A 23,744-nucleotide genomic window follows, 5' to 3' on the forward strand; every position below is an offset into this window, starting at 1 on the left:
AGCGCCGCAGTGTCGTGCGGGTGATCCCGGCTTGCCGGGAGAGTTCGAGTTCGCTGCAGCGGGCGCTGCGGGCGATGAGGCCGCCTGCGAGCGCAGCGAACGCTTCGGCTTCGGCGCGCTGTGCGGCATGGCGGACGGCCGCGAGCTGCTCGATGGTGACGTTTCCTCTGTCGACCTCTGTGATGGCACGGATGGCGAGAGCGCGCAGCTCCGGGTCGTGTGGCCAGCGAACGTGCAGCTGGTCGAGAGCATGCTCACGCGCCCTAATGATCCGGTGCACCTCGGCCCGTACTTCCTCAGCCTGCACCGCGTCCAGGGGGGCGAGTGTCGCGGCATCAATGGCCTCGTGCCAGACACTTGCCGAGAACACGGTACCTTCGTCAGCGTCACAGCTCGACAGTGCGGAGATTCCGGCTTGAGCGAGGAGTTTGATGTCTTTTGCGGGCTGGAGTGCCGCGATGCTGGCATCGATGGCTTCGCGTCGTGTCACTGGTTTCTCCCGGCCCATTGGCGGATGCGTTTCATTCTGTTCTCGTGGCTGCGGTGCGCGCGGCCGAGCGTGAGCAGCAGCGGGAAAAGCTCAGCTTCGGCGGCACTCTCTGCGGCCTGCCGCAGCTGGCTGGCCGCGGAGTAGTACGCGCGCCGGTGGGCTTCCGAAGCGATGACGTACACGAGTTGTGACAGATGCAGCGGGTCAGCACCGCCGGTTGCAGCGCGTGTCAGAAGGCGGATGAGGCTGCGTCTGTCATCGCCTGCGATCTGTTCCCCGGCACTGAGGTGCGCGAGCACGCTGGGCGCCCGGTGGTCGCTGCCCGCGCATGCCAGACCAGCAATGATGGAAAACATTTGCCCATGCAACGGGCGATAGAAATCGGCTTCTTCCAGCATCCCGGCAGCAGTAGCCGCGTCACGCGGCGGCGCCCACAGCAGTGCACTGAGCAGCTGGAGTTCCGGGTTCAGATCTGGATTGTCATCGTCTGTGAAGTCACTGCCATAGATGTCGCTGGTTCCGCTCAACAGGCCCCTTGATTCTTCCCTGTCATAGTCTGTACACCAGTATACAGAAACATATCTCATCTGACTACCAGTCAGTAGCCTCTGTGATGCCAGTACGTAGGTTGCTGCACTAGTGGTCTGCTATTTCAAGCTGTGGCATCCACTCTCGTGCTCTTAAGGTGTCTGCGCAGACACGCGATCGAGCGAAGCCACTACGAATTAAGAACCGTGAGTCGCAATAGGGTGGCATTTTAAGGTGCGTTTGAGTAGCACCGTGAGTACGCACAGGGGGAGTGGATGCATGAAGACTCGGGACACCGAAACGATCCACGCGGAAGTCACGAAACTCCCCGCCCACAGCGTGGCGCAACGGCTAATCGATGCTCTGGGTCCGGCACTCGTGGCGCTGCTAGCTGAGGTCCGGGACCGTAAGCTTCCCTACCGCTGGGCAAAGCCGGTACGCACCGCCGCCCGCATGCAACAGGAACGGCTGCTCATCGCGCTCCGCGCCTGGGAAGCGATCACACAAGCGGACGGCCCCGACACCGCACGAGCCTGGTTCATCGGCGCCAACCCCCGGCTGGATGAGCAATCACCGGCCATCGCGATCCGCGACGGACGCTACCTCGACGTCATCGGAACGTCTGTCCAGCACTTGAGCGTCACCCGAGGCCGATGCTGTCAGACTGCGGTGGGATCGCCGTGGTCGAGTTTCTCGGCGATCCAGACCTTGATGAGCGCCTTGCGAGTGACTCCGAGGCGTGTCGCCCCTCGGTCGACGCTCGCCGCTTTGCTTAGCCAATTGATCTCCAGTAAACCTGCTTCCGTGAAGGGTTCGGTGTTGTTACACCTCTCGCACATCACCGTCACCTGCGCCGTTTGCGCAGCCTCCGCTCTGGTGACTGGGAGTGTCGCATGAGTCCGCCGCAGCGCGACGTCGAACCCGCGGCTTACACAGAGTTGCTCGAACAGATCAAAACGGAGGTGCGGGGAGCGCGGATTCAGACAGCACGCAAGATCACTACGGAGATGATCGTGCTGTACTGGCGGATCGGCCGCACAATCCTGGAGCGCCAGAACGAACAAGGCTGGGGCAGCAAAGTCATCTCCCGCCTGGCGAACGACCTCGCGGCCGAGTTCCCGCACACTCGCGGGTTCTCCCGCCGCAACCTCGAATACATGCGCAGACTTGCTGCCACGTTTCCCGGACCAATTGCGCAGCAAACTGCTGCGCAATTAGCGTGGGGACACCTCATGGTGCTCCTTGAGCAAGTTGCTGAACCAGCCGCACAGCACTGGTACATCACCGTGGTTCCTGAGGAGGCTCATAAACGGTTTCGGTACGGTCTCAGCACCTCGCGGTGATCGAGGAGTGCCTGGTTGAACCTATCGGCCCCGCCCAGGTAGTGGGCCCACGCCCGGTGACGATTCCTCTCCATTGCTTTCCGGAATTCGACCTCAACGGCCGGAACCGGGGAATCATCCCAGGACCAGGAACGCTCACTAACGCACTCTCCGGCGAGAGCTCGGTATGCGCCGGGGACATCCTGTTGTGACTGCTGGATGAGGCCGAGGCGGTACTCGAAGCCGTGGAACGCCTGCGCGTAGTCCTGCTTCAGGGAAATCAGATCTTCAAACGCGGCACGGACGTCGGCTTTCAGGAGGTGGCTGGCAGGGTAGTGCCACTTGGTCTCGTTCCAGTGCGGCATGGCATTCACCCACGAATCGTTCGGCTAAGCATGTCTGTGGCTGCAATCTTCTGAGATCACCCGGAAGCGCTGGCTGATATCGCAATCCACCGGCGAGGGTTGGTGGGGTAGCGATAATGACGCGCGAAGCGGTTAGACACTTCCGAGACGGAAACGGCGGCGTTCAAGTGAGGTCGAGCGCGTTGTCGCGGGCAATCACCTTCGCTGTGTCGATGAGAACGTTGATCATACTCCGCGCGCTTGCGCTCAGTGATCGATCGGAAGGCATCGTGAGGCCGATCGATCGCGGCACGGTGGCGATGACGGTGGACAGCATCGCGAGCTGGTCATCCCACGCACCGATGAGCATCGGAAGGGGTGCGATGGCATCGGTGCTGATCAGGATCGGACGAAGAGTCAGGATTGTCGAACACTCGATAATGTTCCGGGGAAGGCTCAACCCTTCACGGGCGAACAGTTCGTCCAGTTCGTGCCTGAGTTGGGTGGGCCGGGCCCCGGCGAGGGGACCAGACGCCTAACCGTGCTCCCCGGTGGCAATGCCGACACCAACCGGAAGGACACTCGATGACCACAACCACCGGCCCGGTCGATCCGATCGGCGCCGACCTGATCGCGATCCTCAAAACCCTCAACTCGGAGCACTGAAAGACACCCTGCCGCAACGTTTAGTGCTGGCCCGCCAGCATCGGCTCAGTCACCTCGCCTTCCTGGAACTGCTGTTGGCCGACGAAGTATCACGCCGCGAATCACGCTCGGCAGCACTGCGTTCGGCCAAGGCCGGGCTGGATCCGAACATGCGAATCGACACCTGGAACGCTCTCGAGGACCTGCACTACGACCGGGCACTGCTGTCGGACCTGGTCTCGCTGCGGTTCGCCGAGGCCGGCCACGGTGTGCTGGTCCTTGGCGCCGTTGGTGTCGGCAAAACACACCTGGCCACCGCATTGGGCCACATCGCGATCCGGCAACGGCACAGCGTGCTCTGCGCCCGCGCCGACAAACTGTTCGCCCGGCTCCGCGCCGCCCGTCTCGACAATTCCCTCGACGCGGAGATGCGGCGGATAACCGCCGTCGATGTGCTGATCCTCGACGACTTTGCGTTGCGGCCGCTCGATGCAACCGAAACCAACGACTTCTACGAGCTTGTGGTCGAGCGCCATAAACGCAAGTCGACGATCGTCAGTTCGAATCGTGAGCCCTCGGAGTGGCTGTCGATGACCACCGATGCGCTACTGGCTCAATCCGCCGTCGACCGGCTCACATCCGCGGCGCACACCCTCGTCATCGAGGGCCCGTCCTACCGGCAACGCACCCGCCCCGGACACACCACAGTTGACAGCGCAGAAAGCGAGGCCGATGCTCAATGAACACTCACGGGTGGTCCCATGCTCGTGGCAACGAGGTGGTCCCATCACCCTGGCAAGCGACACTCAACCATCGTCGGCGGGAAATCAGATCTCACATCGAGACCCTGGTAAACGATGTGACGCTCGAGCATTCCGCCATTCCGCGTACCACCCGACCTCGACCTCAGCTGCTGGGGCGGCGCAATGAGATTCCTCGGCAGTCAGGAAGGAAGAAGGGACAGACAAGGACCACAGGTGGACCTCTCTGTGTATGGAATGCTGAGGCGTAGGAGACAGAGCAGCTGGCGCGCGCGGTCGCCTTTGTACAGCAGGCAGCTCCTCGCTCCGAACTGCTTTCGGAGCTCTTCGCACAGATCGCTGAACAGATCCATTATGACGCAGAGGAAGTAGAGCGTGAAGCTCAGACCATGCGCGGGGAAACCCGGAGACGAAAAGAGGGAGACCGCGATTGCGTTCCGAAGAAGGAGCCGCCCGCACGCTGCGGGAGGAAGCTCAGCGCTGGATAAAAGTAGCGCGAGCATTTGCGGATGCACCCTCGGACCGAGATCTAGATCCCCACAACTTCGCTTGTGTCAAGATCGGCCCGAGGCATAAAGTCGAAGCTCGCCTAGTTAGCAATGAGGATTTACGCACACGCGATTGCTACGGAGAAGCCATCTTGTAGCGGTGCCACGGGCCTCCGAGATGCTCGATCGTCAGTCGGTCACCACGGGCCGTCGGCATTCCACCAGGGGAGTACAGCCAGCCTTGCTCGGTGTTGAACATCGTCTCGCGGCGGTCGGCAAAGTAGACAGTTCCATCGGGAGCATCGTCAGCACGAAGGATGTCGAACCGCCCGATCTTCAAGTCGTACATGGCGGTAGGGCCAGGAGTTGCGAGAAGCTGCTCGGCGACCTCCTCAAACTCCGGGCGAGCATCCTCAAACTCGGGACGAACGAGGAAGGCGAAGGTTACACCTAGCACAGTGACGAGCGGCCAGGCTAGCATCCACCAGACAATTTGACGGCGCCGTGACAGGACGATGATCGAACCGAACATCCACACCACACCCGCAGCCACCACTAGCAACACCCCCAGCGCAGCGGTCAGGTACCAACTGTTTCCGGACGGCCACCAGTGTCCCCACGCCAGAACCAGCAGCGCCAGGCCCACTCCAGTCGCGGCACTGATGGCTACCTTTTGCAGAGATATGCCCGTCATCCGTGTCCGCGCCTTCTCGACCGCTTTTCCCATAACCCCACCCTAGTTACGTTTGTGTCTAAACAGTCGGGCGCTCACATGGCCTGGGGGCTCGCAAACATTTGTTGGGAGCCCCCAGGTCTTGTTTTAGATGCTGCTGTCTAAAATCGCAGCCTTGGCGAAACCACAATGGAAATGCTGGCCCTACTCGTGAATGAAGACTAGGTCATTCTTGTACACGTTCGTGCCCACATCTGTAACCGACGAGACTTGACGCGCCTCCCGTCCGTACTCCCGACAGGTGATTTCGATCCCAGTCTCACTGTGCTCCTCACGGAGTCCCACATGAACGCCGGTTTCGTTGTTGTACTCGTCCATCGCCGCAGCGAGAGGTGCGTTTGGAGTCGCTAGTTCGTGAGCATTCCCCATACGCCTCGCGAAGTCCTCATCGGCGCGCTGCGTCATGTAAGCGAGCCAAGCACAATGCCTCACTGCGTCGACCCTATTATCCTGCTCGCCACGCGTGCGCCAGTCGGGGTACTCCCTATAAGAAACCTGCTGAGCATCGGAAGCAGCATTTCGGACGTTCCAGCATTCTGGAAGGTCGTCCCGGCATACCTGTCGCTCTTGCGGGCTAAGGTTCTCGTAGCCTGCTGGAGCGGGATACGGCAAGTCTGCCGTGCGGAGGAACGAACGAATCGGCAGTGAAGGCGAGGACCCGAGGTTGACACTCACCTGATTTCCTTGAAGGCTCGTGAACGTGCTGACTTCCTGTCCGCTGCCGTCGAACGACATCGGAAGGGTGATTTTGCCAACGAGCGTTCCGCCTGGAGATTTTACACTTATGTCATAGGCATCGATTGTGGCGGAATATCCTGCGGGTAGTCCGACTAGCAGCTTGAATTCTGACGGTGCTTGGGAAGTGGTCCGAAGGTAGTCGATATTTAAGTTTCCTCCTGAGTTCTTCTGGAACGTCATCTCGAACCCAGCGCCGCTGAATCTCACCCCATCTGGGAGCGCGGCGGCTGACATCGGCCCGGCCGAGGGGACACCGAGTGTCAGAGACACCCCCGATTGGCCGACAGGGAAGCTGACACCCGGCGTGTAGATCTTGCTGTTTTGAAACTGCTGCTCCGCAGCGATACCTTCCAAGTTCATCTGGTCGGCAGTCGGGTATCCGAACTGGCTGGCCTCGTAACCGGCAGAGGCCCATTGGGCGAAAATTGGTCCGGAAACAGGGTGCGCTCCGTGTTGGGGATGCCAGTAGATAGATCCGTTAAGGTTTGTCAGGTGGTTCTTGAACGTGTTGAACCTCCCGACACCGTCAGGTGGAGTGAGTTCGTCACTTGTGGGGTAGCCGAGGAATCCTCCTGGGCCGCCTGCCGCATCGTATTTGGCGCGGATTGCACCCCCGACAGCGTAAACTCCGGCGGGCTGGGACCAGAACAGGCCCGCGCCCTGGAACTCTTGCTGGGATCCGAGAGGACCGTGGCCTATTTCGCTGGCAGTGGGGTAGCCGAGCCAGCCCGTCTCCCAGCCAAACTGTTCCCACTTGGTCATATACAGGATTGATACTGGGTGCGCCCCGGTCGACGGAGACCAGTAGATCGAACCGTTGAGGAATTGACTACGCGCCCCGATGCCATCGGGATTCACGTACTCAGGAGAATTCGGCCACGACAGCCAGGACCCAGGACCGCCCATCGCGTTGTACTTGTCTTTGATCGCCCCGCACACGAGATGCGGCGACGGCCAATACACCTGGCAACCAGGGCCTGACCCGGTGGCCTGAATCCCGGACGGAGATCTCGGGGTCTCATCGATCGCCGCGAGCTCGAGTTCGAGCCGCTCCGCGCGGTCCGCCTCGGCTTTGCTGAACCCACCCGGGATCTCCTGAATTTCCGACCGTGGTTTCTGTCCGCGTGGTAAGGAGCGCAAACGCTCGGTCGGAATATTCTCCAGGGCGCGCTCCCGCCCCTTTTCCGGAGCACTATCAGGCTCATGTTCGATCTTGCTCGCGAGGGTATTGTCCTGGCGCTGGGGGAAGGCCATGCCCTGCGACGCGACCACCGACGGCGGGACCTGCCCTTTGTCGCTCGTGTCAGGCTCGGGCTCGGTGGGCACAGCAGGTGTACTAGGAGTGGCTGGTGCTTCTGGAACCTGGATCGTTGGCTGGACAGGTCCAGGCTCCACGGGGTCCGCTCCAGCGGCAACACTTCCCGCCGCGATCACCACGCACATCAATGCCGCCACTTGCGCAATTCGCGTCTTGCTCCGCCTGGCCCGGTTCCTCACCGCCACAACCTCATTCCCCCTGCTTAGTCCGCGCATGGCGCAGATGATGACTGAACAGCACCACTTAATCGGGCCAATCCCATACCGTTGCGAACACGCGCGAGCATGATGCGAAACCGAGACAAATCGCACCTGGAATTCGGTGGAATCAAAACCAGAACACGTTTATAGATCCGCTGACTCTTAGTTCCTGGCGCATGAGCCGACCCGTAAGCCAGATCAGCGCCCGGCCACTCACCAACCAATCGCTGCCTTGCGGCTCAGGCCAAGCTTCGGGAGCTAACGGGTCGTCTACGGTACTTCTGTCCTCGTTTGCTCGGTGGCTTTCACTTCGCTGTGGACTACTGCGAGGCTGACGCCGACGCCGCGGGCGATCTCGCGCAGCGACTGCCCCTCCGCGCGGCGGGCCAGGATGGCGCGGCGTTTGTCCTCATCGACCACCCGTGGCCGGCCCCCTTTGCGTCCGCGCCGTGCCGCGGACTCCAGGCCGTTGCGGGTTTTGCGGGCAATATCGCGGCGGCGGTCTTCTGCCAGCGCGAGCGCCAGGTCGAGAATCAGACTGCGCTCGACATGCTCACCCGCAGCGATCCCCGCCAGGATCTTCACCGCCACACCCTGCTCAAACAGATCGTTCAGCACGATCAAACCCTCAAGCAGGTTACGGCCAAGCCGGTCGGCCTCCTGAACGGTGAGCATGTCACCGGGGCGCATGTACTCAAGCGCGGCCCGCAAACCCGGCCGGTCCGCGATTTTCAGTGCGCCGCTGATCTTTTCCTCGAACACCTTCACACAGATCGGGTCGAGATCATCGTGCTGGCGCTGAGTTTCCTGTTTGCTCGTGCTCACCCGCACCAGACCAACCAGCGCCACCCCAGAGCCCCTTCGATCGTTCAGTAAACGTGTTCCACAACTCGTTGGGACACTACTCGAAAATGAACGGGTTTCCGAACACCGCTTCCTGGGGAAACGCCGTGTCGGGTGCGGGCAGTGTTTGGGTGTTCGGTAGACGGCCCATTCCCGAACAGCAGCAAACCTGCCTCAGCTGGAACTAGTTAGTAAGGTGTGTGATTATATTCTTTTGCAAGCATATAACTGCATGGTTATACTACTTAGGTGGAATCTGTCTTCGAGGTGATTGCTGAACCACGGCGCCGCGAGATCCTTGATGTCCTGCGGACTGGGGAGAGGCCCGTGTCGGAGGTCGTCGATACGCTCGACATCAGTCAGCCGTCGGCATCGAAGCACTTGAGGGTACTCAGGGATGCCGGTCTCGTCGCTGTGCGGCAAGTCGCCCAGCGGCGGCTGTATCGGCTTACACCAGGTCCGCTCGCCGAACTCGACTCGTGGCTCGTGCCTTATCGCCGTCTCTGGGAAGCGCACCTCGACAAGCTTGAGCAGCATCTTGACGCGATGCCTGATGGCGAAGGATATGACCATGACCACTGAGTGGGCAACTCTGGACACTGCCAGCGGCAAGGCCGTTCTCACCTTCACTCGCCACCTTGACCAGCCGGTTGAGAAGGTCTGGCGTGCAATCACAGACCCCGATCACCTTGAGCGGTGGTTCCCTGCGCGCGTTAGCGACGCCCTCACGCCGGGCGAGCCACTGAGGTTCACCATGGACGGTGAGGATGCGGGTACCGGGCATGTCATCGTGTTCGACCAGCTCAGGGTGTTTGCCTTCAGCTGGGACGGCGACGTTCTCCGGTTTGAACTGATCGAACATCCCCACGGATGCACGCTCACCCTCATACACACGATCAACGCCGCACACGGCGGTGTTAGAGCTGCCGCGCGCAACGCCGCCGGTTGGGACACCTGCCTCGACGCCCTCGTGACAATCGCTAATGGCGAGCAACCCGCACCTGCCGGCGAGATGCTCACCGTGATCGAGTCCTACATCGAGCGATTTGGGCTCGGATACGGCACTGTCACAGAATCTGCTGATGGCCATAGTTCCACGATCGTGTTCGACCGTGACCTCGTGTGGCGACCGATCGAATCAGCGTGGGAGTTGCTCACGGGCGCGCAGAACATCACGGAGGGTGACATCGCGCCAGCCAGGGCAGTCTGTCACGATCTGACGCCAGGGCGAGTGATAGCGGCGACCGCGCCCCTCATCCTGGAGTTAGATTGCCCCGGTGCTGACACAGTTCGCTGGAAATTCACTGCAGAAGCCGATGAAGGGCATCGCGTCATTCTCACCCATATGGTGCACGACACTCGCTTGCTCCCTGACCTTCTTGCCGCCTGGCACATCCACCTCGACCACTTCTTCACAGAACTGCTGGACGGCACCCAGAACTCGCGCGATGCACAGGCGGGGAAGCTCCGCGAGGAATACACGGCGCGGTTGGCTGGCGCGACAATCAGCAGATGAATTCATCCGGGCTAACAGTCGCGCTCAGCCAGCACCCATAGGCGCTGGGCTCCACATCCTCGACGGCTCTGCACACGGTTGCGACTCGTTGCAGCCGAACGGGCTCACCGGCCTGGGCTGGGCCAGTGGCTGCGCACGCTCCTTGCCGAGCCGGGCGCGCATGTCCAGACAAGATTGTTCAGGCGAGCATCTCCCTCTAAAGCACTGGATGGCACAGAACGCGCATTATCTGCGGATTGATGTGGCATGCCCGTCCCTGCGCTCCGCCGATGGTTATCCGGTCTACACGGTATTCAGGTATGCGGGCACCCAGAGTCCGGTGTCTTGCGCAGACTGTGGGTACGGAAATCGCTGGACACACATAACAGCACAGTCACAAGTGGAACTGTCCGAATATTTTGGCTGTCATCGGTTATCCGGCTCTGCGGCTGACGTCCGGCTGCGTAGTTGGTCCAGTCGGGCGGGCGGAGTATTGCTGCCACGTCTATGGCGGCTCACACAAGGGCCCTCATGGCGGTCCGCGCCCATTTTCGGAGCAGACCCCGCGCAGCCGCATCTGTTTAGGTCGGCTTTACGAATGCACGCGGCACTGTTTGCGTAGTCTCTCCGCGACTCACCAATCCGCGGTGCTGCCGGTCGCGAATCAACAGTGAAGGTGCTGTTTCGACGGAAGGATTCATCATGCGCCGAACTGTTGGATATCATTTGACGGCGTTTGCGGTGGCTGGGTTGCTGTCGGCGGGCGGCCTGGCTGTCGTGGGGTCTGCCGGGCTGAGTCAGCATTCGGGTCCGCCCGGGATTGTGCTTACGCAGAATTCGCAGGTTAACGCGGAAGAGCTGCGCATCATCCTGGAACGTCAGCTTGGTCAGCACGCGCTGCTTGCTGTTGAGGCGATGCGCGCGGGTGTCACTGGTCAGGAACACTTCGATGCGGCGGCAGTGTCGCTGAATCAGAATACAGAGGACCTCACTGAATCGATCAGGCTCGTTTACGGGGATGAGGGCGCTGAGAGGTTTAATCAGCTGTGGAGTGACCACATCGACTTCTTCGTGCAGTACACCGTCGGTGTGGCAGAAGATGATCAGCAAGCCCAGGATGAGGCCTTGCAGCGTCTCGATCAGTACCGTGCCGATTTCGGTGGGTTCCTTGAATCGGCAACTGAGGGACAACTCCCTGCTAACGACGTCGCAGAACTGTTGCAGATGCACGTCAACCAGCTCATTACGCAAATTGATGCGTATGCCGCCCAGGACTGGACTACAGCGGCCTCCCAGACTCGTGAGGCCTACGCGCACATGTTCGGCACTGCGCGCGGGCTCGCTGGCGCAATAGTGGCGACTCAGCCCGGTATCGATGGGCCCCTCGAGAACTCAGCAATTGGTCTGCGATCACAGCTGGGCCAGCAACTGGGCGAGCATGCCCAGCTGGCCGTGCAGGCTATGCGGTCCGGAGTGAGCGGGCAGCCTGATTTCGAGGCTCTCGCAGGAGCGCTGAATGCCAACACGCAAGACTTGACCGCATCCATCGTAAGCGTGTTCGGTGAAGAAGGCGGCCAGGCGTTCATGGAGATGTGGGCTGATCACATCGACTTCTTCGTCCAGTACACGGTGGCGCTCGCCGAAGGCGATGAACAGGGCCAGCAGGACGCGCAAGCACGTCTTGAGCAATACCGCCAGGACTTCTCCCAGTTCCTTGACACCGCATCGAACGGCAACCTGCCCGCCGATGACGTCGCTGCAGCGTTGCAGGAGCACGTCAACGACCTGATCACGCAGGTTGACGCGTTCCATGCCGGCAACTACAGCGAGGCGTTCTCCAACGCGTACAACGCCTACAACCACATGTACATGACCGCAGAGGTGCTCGCCGCGGGCATCGTTGCGCACATGGGAGAGACCATGCCCGAAGGTGGCGTGGAAACCGGTGGCGGCGGAACCGCCGGGTAAGAACCACTAGATCGTCACGCGGGCCCGGATGCGGTTACCACTCCTTCACGCCCGGGCCCGCGTGGCTCACCTGCCTATTAGGGGAAGCGGTAGATCGTGTTCCGGAATGTCATTCTGATTGTGGCAGCTTTGATGCTGCTTGTGGGATGCGGAAGCGTTGCTGAACCAAACGGCGCAGCTCCTGCGGCGGGCGAAACCAGCGTTGAACTGCACCGACCGTCCCTGAGGCTCGATGGGGTTCGTGAGTTCCGGTCCACCCGGGATCAGCGTGCCGCGGAACCGCCTGAACGAGTCTCAATTCCGCGTATCGGCATTGAAAGCAGCCTTACCCGCACAGGACTCAACCAGGATCGGACACTTGAGGTACCGAATTATGGCGACATCAGCTGGTTCGAACAGGGAACCGTGCCAGGTAACCCAGGACCGGCCGCCCTGTTAGGTCATGTCGATTCCGAAACCGGGCCCGATGTCTTTCACCGCTTGCATGAGCTAAACGCTGGCGACGAAATCTACGTCACCACACAGTCGGGCGAGCGCCTGACATTTCGGGTAACCCGCATCGAGCAACACCCGAAGAACCAATTTCCCACCCATGAGGTATGGATGCCGGCCGGGAAACCGGAGTTACGGCTCATCACCTGTGGCGGCGATTTTAATCACCAGCAGCGTAGCTACCGCGACAACATCATCGCGTTCGCGGAACTCGCCACATAGAAAACGCGACAGCACATGAACATTCACCACAGAGCCCTGCCCGCTCTCATGCTCACAACCGCGCTTGCCGCGACCGCATGCGGCGGGCACAACGAGACGCCGTCCCCACCTGCAGACACCGCGGCCAGTCCGGAAATCGACCGCGAGAGCGGTCAATCACCCTCACCGGGCGCGCAAAAGCAGGCACAGGGAAGCCCCAAGACCCCGGTTGCGCGCCAGGTCACCATCGAGATCGACGCGTTCGCCTTCAGCCCAGATACATTGACGGTGCCTTCAGGCACCGCTGTTACGTGGGTGCAGCGGGAAAATTCCCTCCACACCGTTGACTTCACCGATGGCATCAAATCTGGCGACTTACGATCCGGAGACACCTACTCGCGGACGTTCACCGAGAAAGGCACGTACGGTTATGTCTGCTTTTATCACCCAAGAATGACGGGAACAATCATCGTTGAGTAGTTAGAAAAGACACACAAAAGCCGCTGAAAGAGAGAGTCAGAAGTAAGCTCGTCGCGGCTTATCATAGACGGAGTTTAAAACCTCCGAAGGAACTTACCACTGCTTAAAAAGCAGTCTTTTGGCCAGAATTTCGGATAATGCCACAAAGGTTTTGGTTTTTACTTTCCGCATGAAAGTTGATGACAGGAGAAGAAAATGATGAACAGCAGCCCACGTACCTCTATGATCGCGACACCTCTTCAGGCAGGCGCTCTCATAATCGGCGCCGTGTTCTTGCTTGTTGGCGTGCTCGGCTTCATACCGGGCGTGACGGCCAATTTTGATGCGATTACCTTCGCCGGGCATGAATCCGGGGCGATGTTGCTGGGGGTCTTCCAGGTTTCCGTGCTGCACAATCTCGTACATCTGCTGTTTGGTGTCGCTGGTGTAGTGATGGCGCGAGCCATCACCCCAGCGAAACTCTTCCTCATCGGCGGCGGCGCCGTGTACCTCCTCCTCTGGATTTACGGACTTCTTATTGACCACACAAGTGATGCCAACTTCATACCAGTCAATGACGCAGACAATTGGTTGCACCTCGGGCTCGGGCTAGGGATGATCGCGCTTGGCTTCCTCCTTCCCGCCCGCCGCCGGGTCACGTCCAAGAAAACGTCTTAAACAGTAGCCAGCAACGACCGCGGGGCAGACACTCGGGCGATGCAGTCGAGCGTGTAGGCGATGAGATTGTTCTGCGAACCGTCAACAGCACCACCGGATCGACACGATGATCGCCACCGCTGCCCCGGATCTCACCAGTGACCGGGCCGCGTGGGCCTAGCGCAACCCTGCGCCACTCCGCGTCCGCGGATTGTTCTCCTATGAGTTCTACCGAGCGCGACGCTGGCCAGGACCGCGTGAACGCTGAAATCTTCTACGCAACCACGCGGTGCAAACCCGCTGGCCCGGCATGCTCGTACTTCACCGGAGGACGAAGGCAAAGTTCTTCGGTGACACGCTGTGTGCCGAGGACAAGCTGTCTCGGGGCTACCTCGACGTGACCGGCCGGAACCAACGATTCGTACGAAATTTGGAAAACGGACCCGAACCTGTACTCGAGCCCACTGTTTTCTTACGCGGTCGTGTGCCTCTTGCAGTACGGTGACAGAAGGATCCGGAGAAAGGTGAGGTTGGGGGAGCGGACGATTCCAGGCATCGGGCTGCTTCGGCGAGTATCAGCTCTGCGGCAACAGTCGCACGAGCAACGACACCCGGAGACCAGATCATATCATGGAGGCCAGAACGAGACCAACCCTCGCCCGATGGTCAAACTTTCGTGTTGTCAGTCTTGGGGTGGCATGAGCACGGTGTCTATCACGAAGACGGTGGCGTTTGCGGTAGGAATGTTTCCGCATAGCACGCGCGCATCGTTGACGGTGAGTTGGTCACCGGAGCCCTCGATGGTCAGGGTTTCGCCCTGGATTGTTTCGAGCTCGCCGGCGTCGATGATCGCGTCACGATCGTGGCGTTCGGGGATTACGTGGTAGGTCAGGATCGATGTTAGCTGTTCCTGATCTGCGAGAACGGCGTTGAGGGTATCTTCGCCGAGTGCGTCGAATGCGTCGTTGGTTGGCGCGAAGACGGTGTATTCAGCTGACGTGTCGTTCAGCGTGTCGACGAGTCCAGCTTCTGTGACAGCGGTGACGAGGGTCTGAAGCAGCGGGTTGTTACTCGCCGCGGTAGCCACAGGATCTGCGACCATTCCATCAAGAGAACCGGGATCTGATGGGTCTTGCGGGATAGCGCCGCACGCCTCGCCGAAGACATCGTCGACAGTGGTGACACCCGCTTGTGTCTGTTGGGCATCGTGCCCGTCGGTGGTCATGCCGTTGTGAGCGTCACCGCCGCAGGCCGAAACGGTGAGTGCAACGGCAGCAGAGGCAGACAGAAAGGCAAGGTTTCGTTTGACGCGCATGTTTCATTCACTCCTTCATCAGTGGCGCGGAACTTTCGCGCCTCACTTCTGATTCGGAGCGCCACTAGGAGAGGATTGCCCGGACGAAGAAAATTTCTGAACCCGGTATCAGTCGGTGGCGCTGAAGGCGACGGTGTGCCAGCCGGTGGCTCCGTCGGGAATCGGGGGCACGCGTTCTTCGGTCTGGGTGTATCCGTTGCGGTCGGTCGCGCGGCATTCGATGCGGTGGTCACCCGGTGGCAGGTCGAGTTCGATACGCCACATGCGCCAGGTATCAACGTTGACTTCACGGCTTAGATCGGCGTCACGCCAGGGGCCGCCGTCGACTCGGACTTCCACGCGATCGATGCCGGTGTGCTGTGCCCAGGCTATTCCAGCGGCGGTGTAGCGGCCCCGCGGCACACGCGCGAAGGATCGTGGTCTGTCAATGCGAGACATAGTTTTAACTGGCGCGCGCTCTGCCCAATCTCGCCGAACCCAGTAGGGGGTGAATGCGGCGAAAGTGGTGACCTCCATATCGACAAGCCACTTCGTCGCTGACACGTATCCGTATAGCCCCGGTACCACCATCCGGACGGGGAAGCCATGAGCGATTGGTAGTGGTTCGCCATTCATTCCTATCGCAATCAGTGCGTTGCTGCCGTCGGCCATCACGGTTTCTACGGGTGTGCCACACGTCCAGCCATCTGAACTCGTCGTCGCAAGCTGGTCAGCCCGGGGGTCTAACCCGGCCTCGCGCAGGATTCCTGCCAGCTGGACACCAATAAAGTTCGCCGTGGAAATGTACGGTCCACCGACCTCATTGGAGACGCATACAAGAGTGATCGTCTTCTCGATGAGTTCACGGGCGAGCAGATCGTCGTAGGTCAGCGTAATTTCCCTCTCGACCATCCCATGAATTCGCAGGCGCCACGTGTCTGCACGCAGTTGCGGCAGCGTCAGGGCCGTATCGACGCGATAGAAGTCACTGTTCGCAGTGATGAAGGGTGGCGTGCCGTCAGTTAGGAAATCTGCATTTGCGGGGATAGGCGGTGCGGGTCTGTCCGGGGCAATTTTCAGTGCTGCGCGTTCATTCTGCACACCAGCCCGCTGCTCGGCTAGCCGTCCACCGACCCCTGCGGCACCCGCGCTCACTGCGATGATCGCCGAAGAGACGAGAAATGTTCGTCGCCCGACACCGGGAATATCCCACGTCTTGCGCGTGAGTGCTTGTTCTCTGCGGGGCGGCACGGTGACGACGACCGCAGTTCGGTGAAGCCACCAGAATGCTGCGACACCAGCGATGATGCTGATCGCTGTGGGTGTCAGCCAGACCGGCGTGAACGTTGGGCGAGAAACTACGGCAATGCTGCTGAGACTGCCGAGAGCGACGATAAGGAGCATCCCGGGCAGCATGCTTCTGCGTGCCGCGATTCCGGCGAACGCGGCGAGCAGCACCAGCAGGGCGCCGATCGCTGAGAGGAGCACAACTTTGTCGTCTTCTCCGAACTGCCGTATCGCGAATTCTTTCAGAGGTGCTGGAGTGACATCGATGACCGCACTACCCACAGCGAGAAGGGGAGATGCGTGCGGCTCAATGATTCCGGCCGCAAGGTGACCGAAGCCCACTGCGGCTCCGACCGCGACCACACACGCGAACGCGGTATGCACGGGCTTCCGGTCAAACTGGTGCTCTGGTTCCATCGGACTTGGTCCTCTCACCCCGCTATGTACCTGAGGTATTCGCAGCGCCAGCTACACCAGATTGGTGAGGTACCAAGGCTGGGACGGTACGGGAACCCAGTCAGTCAACCGGCAATACGACTACCGGATCCGTGGTGCCCTCCGGTGAACCACCGGCCGGCTCGATGGTGACGGCCAGCTGACTGTTGCGGTCCACTCCCTGCGCCAGTATCGCGCCTTCAGCCTCTACGACACCGGGAGAATGTGTGCCGTCGGGGCCTATTACCCAAAGCTGGTAATCAAGTTCCTCGGGCAGCGGGGGAAGCTCATGCGTGACGAAAAGCGCAGCGTTGTGACTGTGGGCCACTACTGCCGTAACACGGCCGCCACTAACCATCGTGCTTGTGACCAGCCGCGCATCGTCAGCCGTAACCAGTTCGGCGAAATCATGATAACGCTGCGCTAGTACCTCCCGGGCTTGCCGCTCTTCCATGAGCTGCGCAGTGGTTTGACTAAGCTGAATCCCGAGCATCGCGGCGATGATCAAACTCGCTGCTGCCGCAATTCCGGTAATTGCTGGGATCAAGTTTCGGTGCCGGAGTCGTGGAGTGACTTGTGGCGGCTGCTGCCGTGTCTGTGCCACCGCGTCGAGCACGCGTTCGCGCAAATGCTTCGGCGGCGTGGCCGCTGAGGCGCTCCCCACGCGGCCAATGGTCTGCTGGAGCTCTGCGACCTCCTCCTTGCAGGTAGGACAATTCTTGAGATGCGCTTCGAATCGGTCATGTTCGAGCGGTGGCAGCGAATTCAGTACGTACGCGCCGGTCAGGGAATGGTAGTCAACCTTCACCGCGACACCCCCAAGCAATCGCGCAACCGGATCAAGCCGTCCCTCATTCTGGTTTTGATCGTCCCTAACGGCGCCTTCAGCAGAGCAGCGACTTCTGGATAGGTGTAACCCTGATAGAACGCAAGCATGACGGATTCACGCTGCAATGCAGTCAGCGATTCCAAACAGCGCTGCACCTGATGACGCTCCATATTCGCGTTGGCCTGCTCGCTAACCTCGTCAAAACCGCGCCCTTCGGTGACGTAACTCGCCTTCCGCTCGCGGTCTGCTGAAGCTTGCGCCGAGCGAACGCGATCAACCGCTCGCCGATGCGTAAGAGTAAGAACCCACGTCATTGCACTGCCGCGATCCGGGTCATAACGCGGAGCGGTGCGCCAAAGTTCAATCAGAACGTCTTGGGTCACTTCCTCTGACTGCGCATAATCCCGTACGATCCGGCGGACAAGACCGAAAACCGCGGGGGCAATGAGGTCGTACAGCTGCGCGAACGCCTCTTCATCTCCAAGGCCAGACCGCGCGAGAAGCACGTCCGCCGGTCTCTGTTCCATATCGCCGGCCGGGACAACTGCCCGAACGTGTTTATGCTCCGGCATCGCCCACATCCTTCTCATCAAGGCTGAAAAGCGCCAAGGCTGGCGAACTGCTCAGCTTCCGGGCGTCGTTCACGTCTATGATTCGAAGCAGCCTACAGATCAGATTGGCCGGACTGCCGGGCATTATTGGGGTTGAGGATAGGCAGCACACCTGAGCGCGGTCTCGATTCGTACAGCAGTTCGGTGAGCGAACAGAAGTTCGGTGAGCGACCGGCACCCAAGGCCGGGCGGCCCGAATGGAACGCCTGCCTGGATGCTCTGCGTCCTGGCGCCACCATCTGGAAGATCGACCGACTCGGCCGCAACCTGCGCGACCTCATCGACAAGTGACCACCCTGCAGGCCGGGGCGTCGGGGTGCGCTCGCTGACCAATGGGATTGTCGACACCATCATCGCGCACGGCAAATTCGGCATGTTCGCCCTGATGGCCGAATACAAGGCTGCACTGATCAAGGAACGCACCGGCAGGGTTGGCTGCTGCGCGTGCCCGCGGACGTAAGGGCGGGCGCAAGCCAAATGATCCCACGCTGATCGGAAAAACCCAGCGCATGTACGACGCCAGGCCAGTTCACCATGGCCGAGATCGCCCAAACCTGCGGCGTCACCACCGCTAGCCCTAAAAGCTGCGGGATCATCCTCAAGCCCGATTATGCAACCAGCGCCGGAAGCGGCCGGGCACTGAACCGTCTGGACGGGATTGGCAGCGTAAGCGGCCGTCATCTCTGGTTTGAGGCTTCCTGCTCAATAGCAGTGCGTGCACACGGTACCGAATCAGCTTTGAGATCCAGGGAGCGCGGATTCGGTGCATGATGCATCTCCAGTTCGGAGAGACCGCCGCTAGGCCCGGACCGGCGCGTAGCACAGAATCACGAGCCCATTTTCATGCACCTCGGTGCCGTTGAGTGAGAACGCCGTCTGGTCCATATCGCGATAGAGAAGATCTTCGGCAGATGCTGCGCCCGAGAGAACAGGATGCAGCCAGATCCGAAGTTCGTCGAGCAGACCGTTGTCGAGCAGCAGCCGGGTAACGGGCCCGAAGCCGTACTGGAGGAGCTGCTGTCCCGGTTTGTTCTTCAGTTGCCGGAGCCTCGCCACGACGTCCTGACTGATCACAGTGGTGTTAGGCCACTCGGGGTCGGTAAGTGTGGTGGACACGACGTACTTCTCGATCGAGTTCATCCGGTCGGAGAAGTCGTCAGCACCTGCGCGGGACATCCACGCGGGGGCGAAACCCTCGTATGTCTTCCGCCCCATAATGAGGGCGTCGCTGTCGAATAGCTGTTCCCGGGTGGCGGCTGCGGCCTTGTCGCTGAAATAGCTAAAATGCCAGTTCTGCATGTTGGTGATGTCACCATCGAGAGTCATATACGTGGCGTTGACGATCGTGCGCATAAGCATTTCCTTTATTTGTTCAGCTGCGAATGAAAACGAAAATCCGCCTGGCCAGCTGGCCCAGGTCTTCGTTCAGGCAGTAGCCGCCGCGCAGCCTGATCAGGCTGGCCCCCGAGCCACTTGCCCATCCGATTCCTCCCGCGCTGATGATTGCAGTGATTGCGGTCCATCTGTTTGGACCAGGCCCACAGGCGGAACTCATCGGGACACCTTCGTCAGCCTGGCGCCAGGAAGGGACTCATCAAGGCCTGCGGCAGCGCAAGCGTCCCGAAAGCGTGTCCTCCGCTTGCCGGAAACCCGCCGGATCGATCCGCAGACATGAAGACGTTCCATCCCGGTCGGGGTTCTGGGACGACATTGACATGCGGGTCCAGTGACGAGAAAGTCGCGCTAAGGCGTTACCGCAGACAATGGCCTATTTATCTGCGGTAATCTCTCTGCCCCCTACGCACACCACCTAATGGGAAACTGATTGGTGAAGCGTCACGGGGTTGATTGCTTGTAATAGTGGGCCGTCACCTCGCGCGCAGACACAACGTCATCTGGCGCCACTTGCTGCCTGATCAGCCGTTGCGGGTGAATCGGCCGCTCACGTTCTGCTTCACCTCCCGTAGGGCTGGATGTGTTCCCAAGATCAGCAGGGTCAGGCCGCGTTTATTGTGGGTATACCGCCTCACGCCCGCTCGAGGATCTTGGGTGCGACCCGTCGAACAATCCCGGCGACAGCCTGATCGGCGCACAGCCTGCAGCTGTGCGATCGGCCGCATCGTGGGCAGGCTGATGCTGCCCGGATCAGCCCCGGAGTTCCGCCAGTTGCTGACGGCCTCTTCTGCTCGTCACCAACCCGTGGCGGCAGTATGCGGTGGGCCTGGTTATGGGCGTATCCTGGCGGTCCTGTCCGGTTTGACCTCTGTTGGTGCCGGTGGTGTGAATGTGGCGGGTTGTGACTGTCTGAAATGGCTGCTCGCGGTGATGGAGGATGCCAGCTGCCGACGGTGGCTGGCAGTTGCAGCCTGGCTGCGGCTTGATGACGCGAACCCTGACGTTGCGCCCAGCCGGGGGCTTGACCCGGAGCGGATAGCTGCCGGGTGCGCGTGCCTGGAGGAACACGGGTACCTGCGCAGGCGGGAAGAAACCCAGCTGGAGATCGTGTATGAGTTCGCCCTCCCGGGGGACGAGAATCGTGACACACACGGCTAGCACAGACCTGGCCAGGTCGTGCTTCTGCGCCCGCACCTGCTTGGCTGGTTCAGAACTGGTGCGGGCACCCCACGCTGCAGAAGCTTGACGGCTGGCGTCTGGATGGAAGTATAGGTTCACGCCAGCCCCTGCGTTCCCTCTCAGACATTGCCGCGGGGGAACGCAGGCGGCTATATCGTTTGACCGCGGGGTTCTTCGATGATTCCGGCAGAGGCCACCACTGATTGCCGCCGGGGCTGGCGCGAGTTGAGGACAGGAACAGGCATTGGAGCGGTTTGAGGACCTGTTTGAGGTGTTCAGCGGTTTGACGCAGGCGCTGCTGAAGCAGTCGGACACGGCTGCAGAGGTCATTGAGCACGTCACGTTCGCCGCGAAACTGCTGGTCGCGGGTGCAGATTTCGTGAGTGTCACCCTGCGCGATGAAAAAGGGAACTATTTCACTCCCGTCGCGACGAGTGATGTGTGCGCCGAGCTGGACCAGGTGCAGTACCGGTATGGCGAGGGACCGTGCGTGGAATGTGCCCGCGAGCCGGGGCCGGGGTTTGCCTATAGCGCCCGGCTCAGCACCGATGACCGGTGGCCGCGGTTCGGCCCCGTCGCGGCACGCCTGGGTGTGCAGTCGCTGCTCGCGGTGACACTGACACCGGACCGGCGCAGCGTGTCACCACCGGGCGCGCTTAACGTGTACTCCACGCAGCCGGATGGCCTGTCCGAAGACGACAGGTACCAGGTGCTGATCCTCGCTGCGCACGCCGCGCTCGCGCTCGCCCATACCAGCGCCGTGACGTATCACCAGCTGCGTGAGCGGCAGCTCCAGCAGGCACTCGCCAGCCGTGACGTGATCGGGCAGGCGAAAGGGATTCTGATGTACCGCCAGGGCATCAGTGCCAGCGATGCATTCGACCTGCTCAAGCGTACTTCTCAGGACATGAACATCAAACTCATCGAGATCGCGAAAACCATCACCAGCCGGCGCTCAGACACGTAAACAACCGGGCATGCACGACAGCCGTGTTCACCGCGCCGTCTTCTGGGGTTGGCCCCACTTCGGGCGGCTTTGCTGGCTGACTGCTTAACCAGCAAAGCCTAGTGCACCGCCTCTAGCAATGCACTGCTCTTTTCCTACCCACAGTGCCTCGCTGGTAACCACCCAAGCCCTCTCCCCAGACAGCAGCACGCGTGGATGCGGACCCCGGACAGGCCCTCGAGGGGCTTCCTCCTGCCCAGGACCTTGCCTGGACCATTAAGGGACGTCCACCCGGGACGCCCGGGTCATCCACAATGGCCAGTTTCTTGGCGGAGGTTTTGAGAGACTGGCGTGTATGCAGCTGTCACTGGGCGATAGGGTCCGCAAGTACCCGAGGCAGGGGCGCTCGAGGGACACGGTGAGCGTGCTGCTCGAAGCTGCGGCGCAAATGTTTAACCGTGAAGGGCTGACCGCGACGACCAACCGGATCGCCGAGCGTGCCGGGGTGTCCATCGGCACGCTATACCAGTATTTCCCGAACAAGCACGCGATGCTTCGTGAGCTGGCCGTGCGGCACCTCGTGACAGGCGGGGAGCAACTCGGCCACGTGTTCGCGACGCTCCGTGAAACCAGGCCACCGTTCGAGGAAACGATGCGCGCGATCGTCGAGGTGATTGTCGATCTGCATAGCCAGCGGCCCGCTTTGCATGCCCTCTTGCACCGGGTCGCCGCGCGCCTGCCTCAGGACCTCGCCGTGATGCGCGCATTCGAGGACTATCTCGTTGACGAGATCGGGTATCACCTCGAGCGCTGCGGCCGCGGCGGCGCCGATGTGTCCCTGACCGCTCGGACACTGGTCCATGCCGTAGACGCGCAGGTGCACCGGGTTCCAGCGCGGCACCCGATCACAGCCGAGCAGGTAATGTCACTCATCCGGAAACTCACCTAGGAATACTGCTCACTTCGCCGGGCCGGGCAGTGTCGCGAGCAGCGACCGCAAGGTAGCCGCGAGCTGGGACAAGCCCGGCTCCTCGATCGGGAAGTGACCGCAGTTGCCGAGCAGAACCAATTGTGTGCGATCGGGGATCCGTTCAAGGAACCGGATGCTCAGTTCAGCCGGTGTCCAGCGATCCATCGCTGGATGTACCAGTGTCAGCGGTGCGGCACAAAATGTTTCCGGGGGCGTGTGCCGGAACCCGAGAAAACTGTTGAGGAAGCCGATTGGCACTGACACGCCCCCGCCCTTGGGGTCGGTGGCGCATGCTTGCGACAAAGCGGGGTTAAGGCTCATGTTTTTCATGTCCACCGCCCAGCGGATTGGTATCCGGACACGGCCAAGCAACGGTTCGATCACACGCAGCACGCCCGGCGCGGCCCGCCCCATAAACGGCCAGCGCGCGGCCGCGCCGCGGGCAGCGGGATCCTCGGGGTCGAGAAGACACGTCGCGACCACATGGGCGACAGCGCCAGTCCGGGCAGCAACCTCGTAGGCCAGCATCCCGCCCATACTGGCGCCGAACACAACCAGCGGCCGGTCATCGGATGCCTTTTCCGCGAGCACGAAGTCACACAACAGGTCGATCCAATCAGGGTATCTCACCGATCCCGGATCCGGATCGGCGGTGTCGCCGTAGAGCGGCAAATCCACGGCCATCACCTCTACACCCTCCCGCGCGGCGAGCGCGGCGAATGGCCACAACAAACCTGAGTGGCCGCCCGCCCCGTGGATGGCCAGCACCCGCACGTCCGCGTCCGGGCAGTCAGCGCGGGCGACGTGAACACGTTTGCCGCGCCACGACCACCACGTCGGTACCGGAGCGATCAGCGATTCACGGCGGTACTCGCCGGGAAGGAACTCCGCATATCCGAGGTAATCCATACGTTGATCATCGACGCCTCCGATCACCTCGCACAACTCGCATTCAGCACCCACTCAACGCATACGTAAACATCATCTCACCTGCAAAAACTCATCACCTGACGCTGCCTGCCCCTGGCCTGCTCGCATTACGCGTGCCCGATCTTCACAACGACCGGGCCTCATGATCAGAAACCTTGCAGGAGCCGTGAAACCATCACGGCCCAG

General features: G+C 61.0%; 25 protein-coding genes and 2 pseudogenes. 14 read left to right on the top strand and 13 right to left on the bottom strand.

All coding sequences use genetic code 11. From position 1 onward, the window contains the following. On the bottom strand, window positions 1-490 hold a 490-nt coding region (locus ONR57_RS12305; protein ID WP_265123760.1), incomplete at its 3' end, for a hypothetical protein. Continuing rightward, the gene (locus ONR57_RS12310) at window positions 487-1,017 is read right to left on the bottom strand and encodes a DnaB-like helicase N-terminal domain-containing protein (protein WP_265123761.1); all 531 of its coding nucleotides are present in this window, start codon (window positions 1,015-1,017) and stop codon (window positions 487-489) included. The genes ONR57_RS12305 and ONR57_RS12310, both read right to left, overlap by 4 nt. Before the next feature lie 280 nt (window positions 1,018-1,297). Here ONR57_RS12310 and ONR57_RS12315 point away from each other — a divergent pair, with 280 nt between their 5' ends. Further along, entirely contained in the window at window positions 1,298-1,915 is a 618-nt protein-coding gene (locus ONR57_RS12315; RefSeq protein WP_265123762.1) for a hypothetical protein, read from the top strand. Then, complete coding sequence (locus tag ONR57_RS12320) at window positions 1,912-2,361, top strand: DUF1016 N-terminal domain-containing protein (protein WP_265123763.1); 450 nt, start codon at window positions 1,912-1,914, stop codon at window positions 2,359-2,361. Before ONR57_RS12315 ends, ONR57_RS12320 begins: the two co-directional genes overlap by 4 nt. On the opposite strand, the gene ONR57_RS12325 is transcribed toward ONR57_RS12320, so the two are convergent. Beyond that, on the bottom strand, window positions 2,322-2,705 hold the full coding sequence (locus tag ONR57_RS12325; RefSeq protein ID WP_265123764.1) for a hypothetical protein: 384 nt from the start codon (window positions 2,703-2,705) through the stop codon (window positions 2,322-2,324). The two genes, ONR57_RS12320 and ONR57_RS12325, sit on opposite strands and share 40 nt — an antisense overlap. A 163-nt stretch (window positions 2,706-2,868) precedes the next feature. Beyond that, window positions 2,869-3,180: pseudogene (locus ONR57_RS12330) on the bottom strand (LysR family transcriptional regulator); the annotation flags it as partial. Window positions 3,181-3,269: 89 nt separating this feature from the next. On the opposite strand from ONR57_RS12330, the pseudogene ONR57_RS12335 reads away from it, so the two are divergent. Then, window positions 3,270-4,072: pseudogene (locus ONR57_RS12335) on the top strand (ATP-binding protein). Between the two features lie 642 nt (window positions 4,073-4,714). Here the strand turns inward: ONR57_RS12335 and ONR57_RS12340 are convergent. From ONR57_RS12340 to ONR57_RS12350, 3 genes are all read right to left on the bottom strand, one after another. Then, window positions 4,715-5,305 carry a hypothetical protein gene (locus ONR57_RS12340; protein WP_265123767.1) on the bottom strand — a complete coding sequence of 197 codons (591 nt, stop codon included), beginning with the start codon at window positions 5,303-5,305 and terminating at the stop codon, window positions 4,715-4,717. 150 nt (window positions 5,306-5,455) lie between these two features. Continuing rightward, entirely contained in the window at window positions 5,456-7,552 is a 2,097-nt protein-coding gene (locus ONR57_RS12345; RefSeq protein ID WP_265123768.1) for an LGFP repeat-containing protein, read from the bottom strand. Window positions 7,553-7,837: 285 nt separating this feature from the next. Continuing rightward, a complete protein-coding gene (locus ONR57_RS12350; RefSeq protein ID WP_265123769.1) occupies window positions 7,838-8,416 on the bottom strand; it encodes a recombinase family protein in 579 nt (192 codons plus the stop codon). Window positions 8,417-8,659: 243 nt separating this feature from the next. On the opposite strand from ONR57_RS12350, the gene ONR57_RS12355 reads away from it, so the two are divergent. From ONR57_RS12355 to ONR57_RS12380, 6 genes are all read left to right on the top strand, one after another. Next, a complete protein-coding gene (locus ONR57_RS12355; protein ID WP_265123770.1) occupies window positions 8,660-8,992 on the top strand; it encodes a helix-turn-helix transcriptional regulator in 333 nt (110 codons plus the stop codon). After that, window positions 8,982-9,926, top strand: coding sequence for an SRPBCC family protein (locus ONR57_RS12360; RefSeq protein WP_265123772.1), 945 nt, complete (start codon window positions 8,982-8,984; stop codon window positions 9,924-9,926). The genes ONR57_RS12355 and ONR57_RS12360 overlap by 11 nt, the downstream gene beginning before the upstream one ends. A 681-nt stretch (window positions 9,927-10,607) precedes the next feature. Beyond that, window positions 10,608-11,873, top strand: a complete 1,266-nt coding sequence (locus ONR57_RS12365) for a hypothetical protein (RefSeq protein WP_265123774.1) — start codon at window positions 10,608-10,610, stop codon at window positions 11,871-11,873. Window positions 11,874-11,969: 96 nt separating this feature from the next. Then, complete coding sequence (locus tag ONR57_RS12370) at window positions 11,970-12,587, top strand: class F sortase (protein ID WP_265123775.1); 618 nt, start codon at window positions 11,970-11,972, stop codon at window positions 12,585-12,587. 15 nt (window positions 12,588-12,602) lie between these two features. Beyond that, window positions 12,603-13,046 carry a plastocyanin/azurin family copper-binding protein gene (locus tag ONR57_RS12375; RefSeq protein ID WP_265123776.1) on the top strand — a complete coding sequence of 148 codons (444 nt, stop codon included), beginning with the start codon at window positions 12,603-12,605 and terminating at the stop codon, window positions 13,044-13,046. A gap of 222 nt (window positions 13,047-13,268) precedes the next feature. Then, on the top strand, window positions 13,269-13,703 hold the full coding sequence (locus ONR57_RS12380) for a DUF4383 domain-containing protein (RefSeq protein WP_265123824.1): 435 nt from the start codon (window positions 13,269-13,271) through the stop codon (window positions 13,701-13,703). Between the two features lie 661 nt (window positions 13,704-14,364). Here ONR57_RS12380 and ONR57_RS12385 read toward each other — a convergent pair. The 4 genes from ONR57_RS12385 to sigK form a co-directional block, all read right to left on the bottom strand. Further along, window positions 14,365-14,997 carry a fasciclin domain-containing protein gene (locus tag ONR57_RS12385; protein WP_265123777.1) on the bottom strand — a complete coding sequence of 211 codons (633 nt, stop codon included), beginning with the start codon at window positions 14,995-14,997 and terminating at the stop codon, window positions 14,365-14,367. 108 nt (window positions 14,998-15,105) lie between these two features. Then, window positions 15,106-16,680: a molybdopterin-dependent oxidoreductase gene (locus tag ONR57_RS12390; RefSeq protein ID WP_265123778.1), complete on the bottom strand. Its 1,575-nt coding sequence runs from the start codon at window positions 16,678-16,680 to the stop codon at window positions 15,106-15,108. A 100-nt stretch (window positions 16,681-16,780) separates the two neighbouring features. Next, window positions 16,781-17,506, bottom strand: a complete 726-nt coding sequence (locus ONR57_RS12395; protein WP_265123779.1) for an anti-sigma factor — start codon at window positions 17,504-17,506, stop codon at window positions 16,781-16,783. Beyond that, on the bottom strand, window positions 17,503-18,099 hold the full coding sequence (sigK, locus tag ONR57_RS12400; protein WP_265123780.1) for an ECF RNA polymerase sigma factor SigK: 597 nt from the start codon (window positions 18,097-18,099) through the stop codon (window positions 17,503-17,505). The genes ONR57_RS12395 and sigK overlap by 4 nt, the downstream gene beginning before the upstream one ends. 183 nt (window positions 18,100-18,282) lie before the next feature. Between sigK and ONR57_RS12405 the strand changes: the two genes are divergently transcribed. Then, the gene (locus tag ONR57_RS12405) at window positions 18,283-18,429 is read left to right on the top strand and encodes a recombinase family protein (RefSeq protein ID WP_265123781.1); all 147 of its coding nucleotides are present in this window, start codon (window positions 18,283-18,285) and stop codon (window positions 18,427-18,429) included. Window positions 18,430-18,454: 25 nt separating this feature from the next. Further along, complete coding sequence (locus ONR57_RS12410; protein WP_265123782.1) at window positions 18,455-18,598, top strand: hypothetical protein; 144 nt, start codon at window positions 18,455-18,457, stop codon at window positions 18,596-18,598. A 338-nt stretch (window positions 18,599-18,936) separates the two neighbouring features. Here ONR57_RS12410 and ONR57_RS12415 read toward each other — a convergent pair whose 3' ends face one another. Beyond that, window positions 18,937-19,491, bottom strand: coding sequence for a dihydrofolate reductase family protein (locus ONR57_RS12415; protein ID WP_265123783.1), 555 nt, complete (start codon window positions 19,489-19,491; stop codon window positions 18,937-18,939). Between the two features lie 696 nt (window positions 19,492-20,187). On the opposite strand from ONR57_RS12415, the gene ONR57_RS12420 reads away from it, so the two are divergent. From ONR57_RS12420 to ONR57_RS12430, 3 genes are all read left to right on the top strand, one after another. Further along, the gene (locus ONR57_RS12420; RefSeq protein ID WP_265123785.1) at window positions 20,188-20,691 is read left to right on the top strand and encodes a hypothetical protein; all 504 of its coding nucleotides are present in this window, start codon (window positions 20,188-20,190) and stop codon (window positions 20,689-20,691) included. A gap of 265 nt (window positions 20,692-20,956) precedes the next feature. Beyond that, the gene (locus ONR57_RS12425) at window positions 20,957-21,679 is read left to right on the top strand and encodes an ANTAR domain-containing protein (protein WP_265123787.1); all 723 of its coding nucleotides are present in this window, start codon (window positions 20,957-20,959) and stop codon (window positions 21,677-21,679) included. A 334-nt stretch (window positions 21,680-22,013) separates the two neighbouring features. Next, window positions 22,014-22,607, top strand: coding sequence for a TetR/AcrR family transcriptional regulator (locus ONR57_RS12430; RefSeq protein WP_265123788.1), 594 nt, complete (start codon window positions 22,014-22,016; stop codon window positions 22,605-22,607). A gap of 9 nt (window positions 22,608-22,616) precedes the next feature. Here the strand turns inward: ONR57_RS12430 and ONR57_RS12435 are convergent, their stop codons facing one another. Next, the gene (locus tag ONR57_RS12435) at window positions 22,617-23,537 is read right to left on the bottom strand and encodes an alpha/beta hydrolase (protein WP_265123789.1); all 921 of its coding nucleotides are present in this window, start codon (window positions 23,535-23,537) and stop codon (window positions 22,617-22,619) included. Window positions 23,538-23,744 lie beyond the last annotated feature (207 nt).

It is taken from the genome of Hoyosella sp. YIM 151337 (assembly GCF_026041215.1).
Lineage (GTDB): Bacteria > Actinomycetota > Actinomycetes > Mycobacteriales > Mycobacteriaceae > Hoyosella.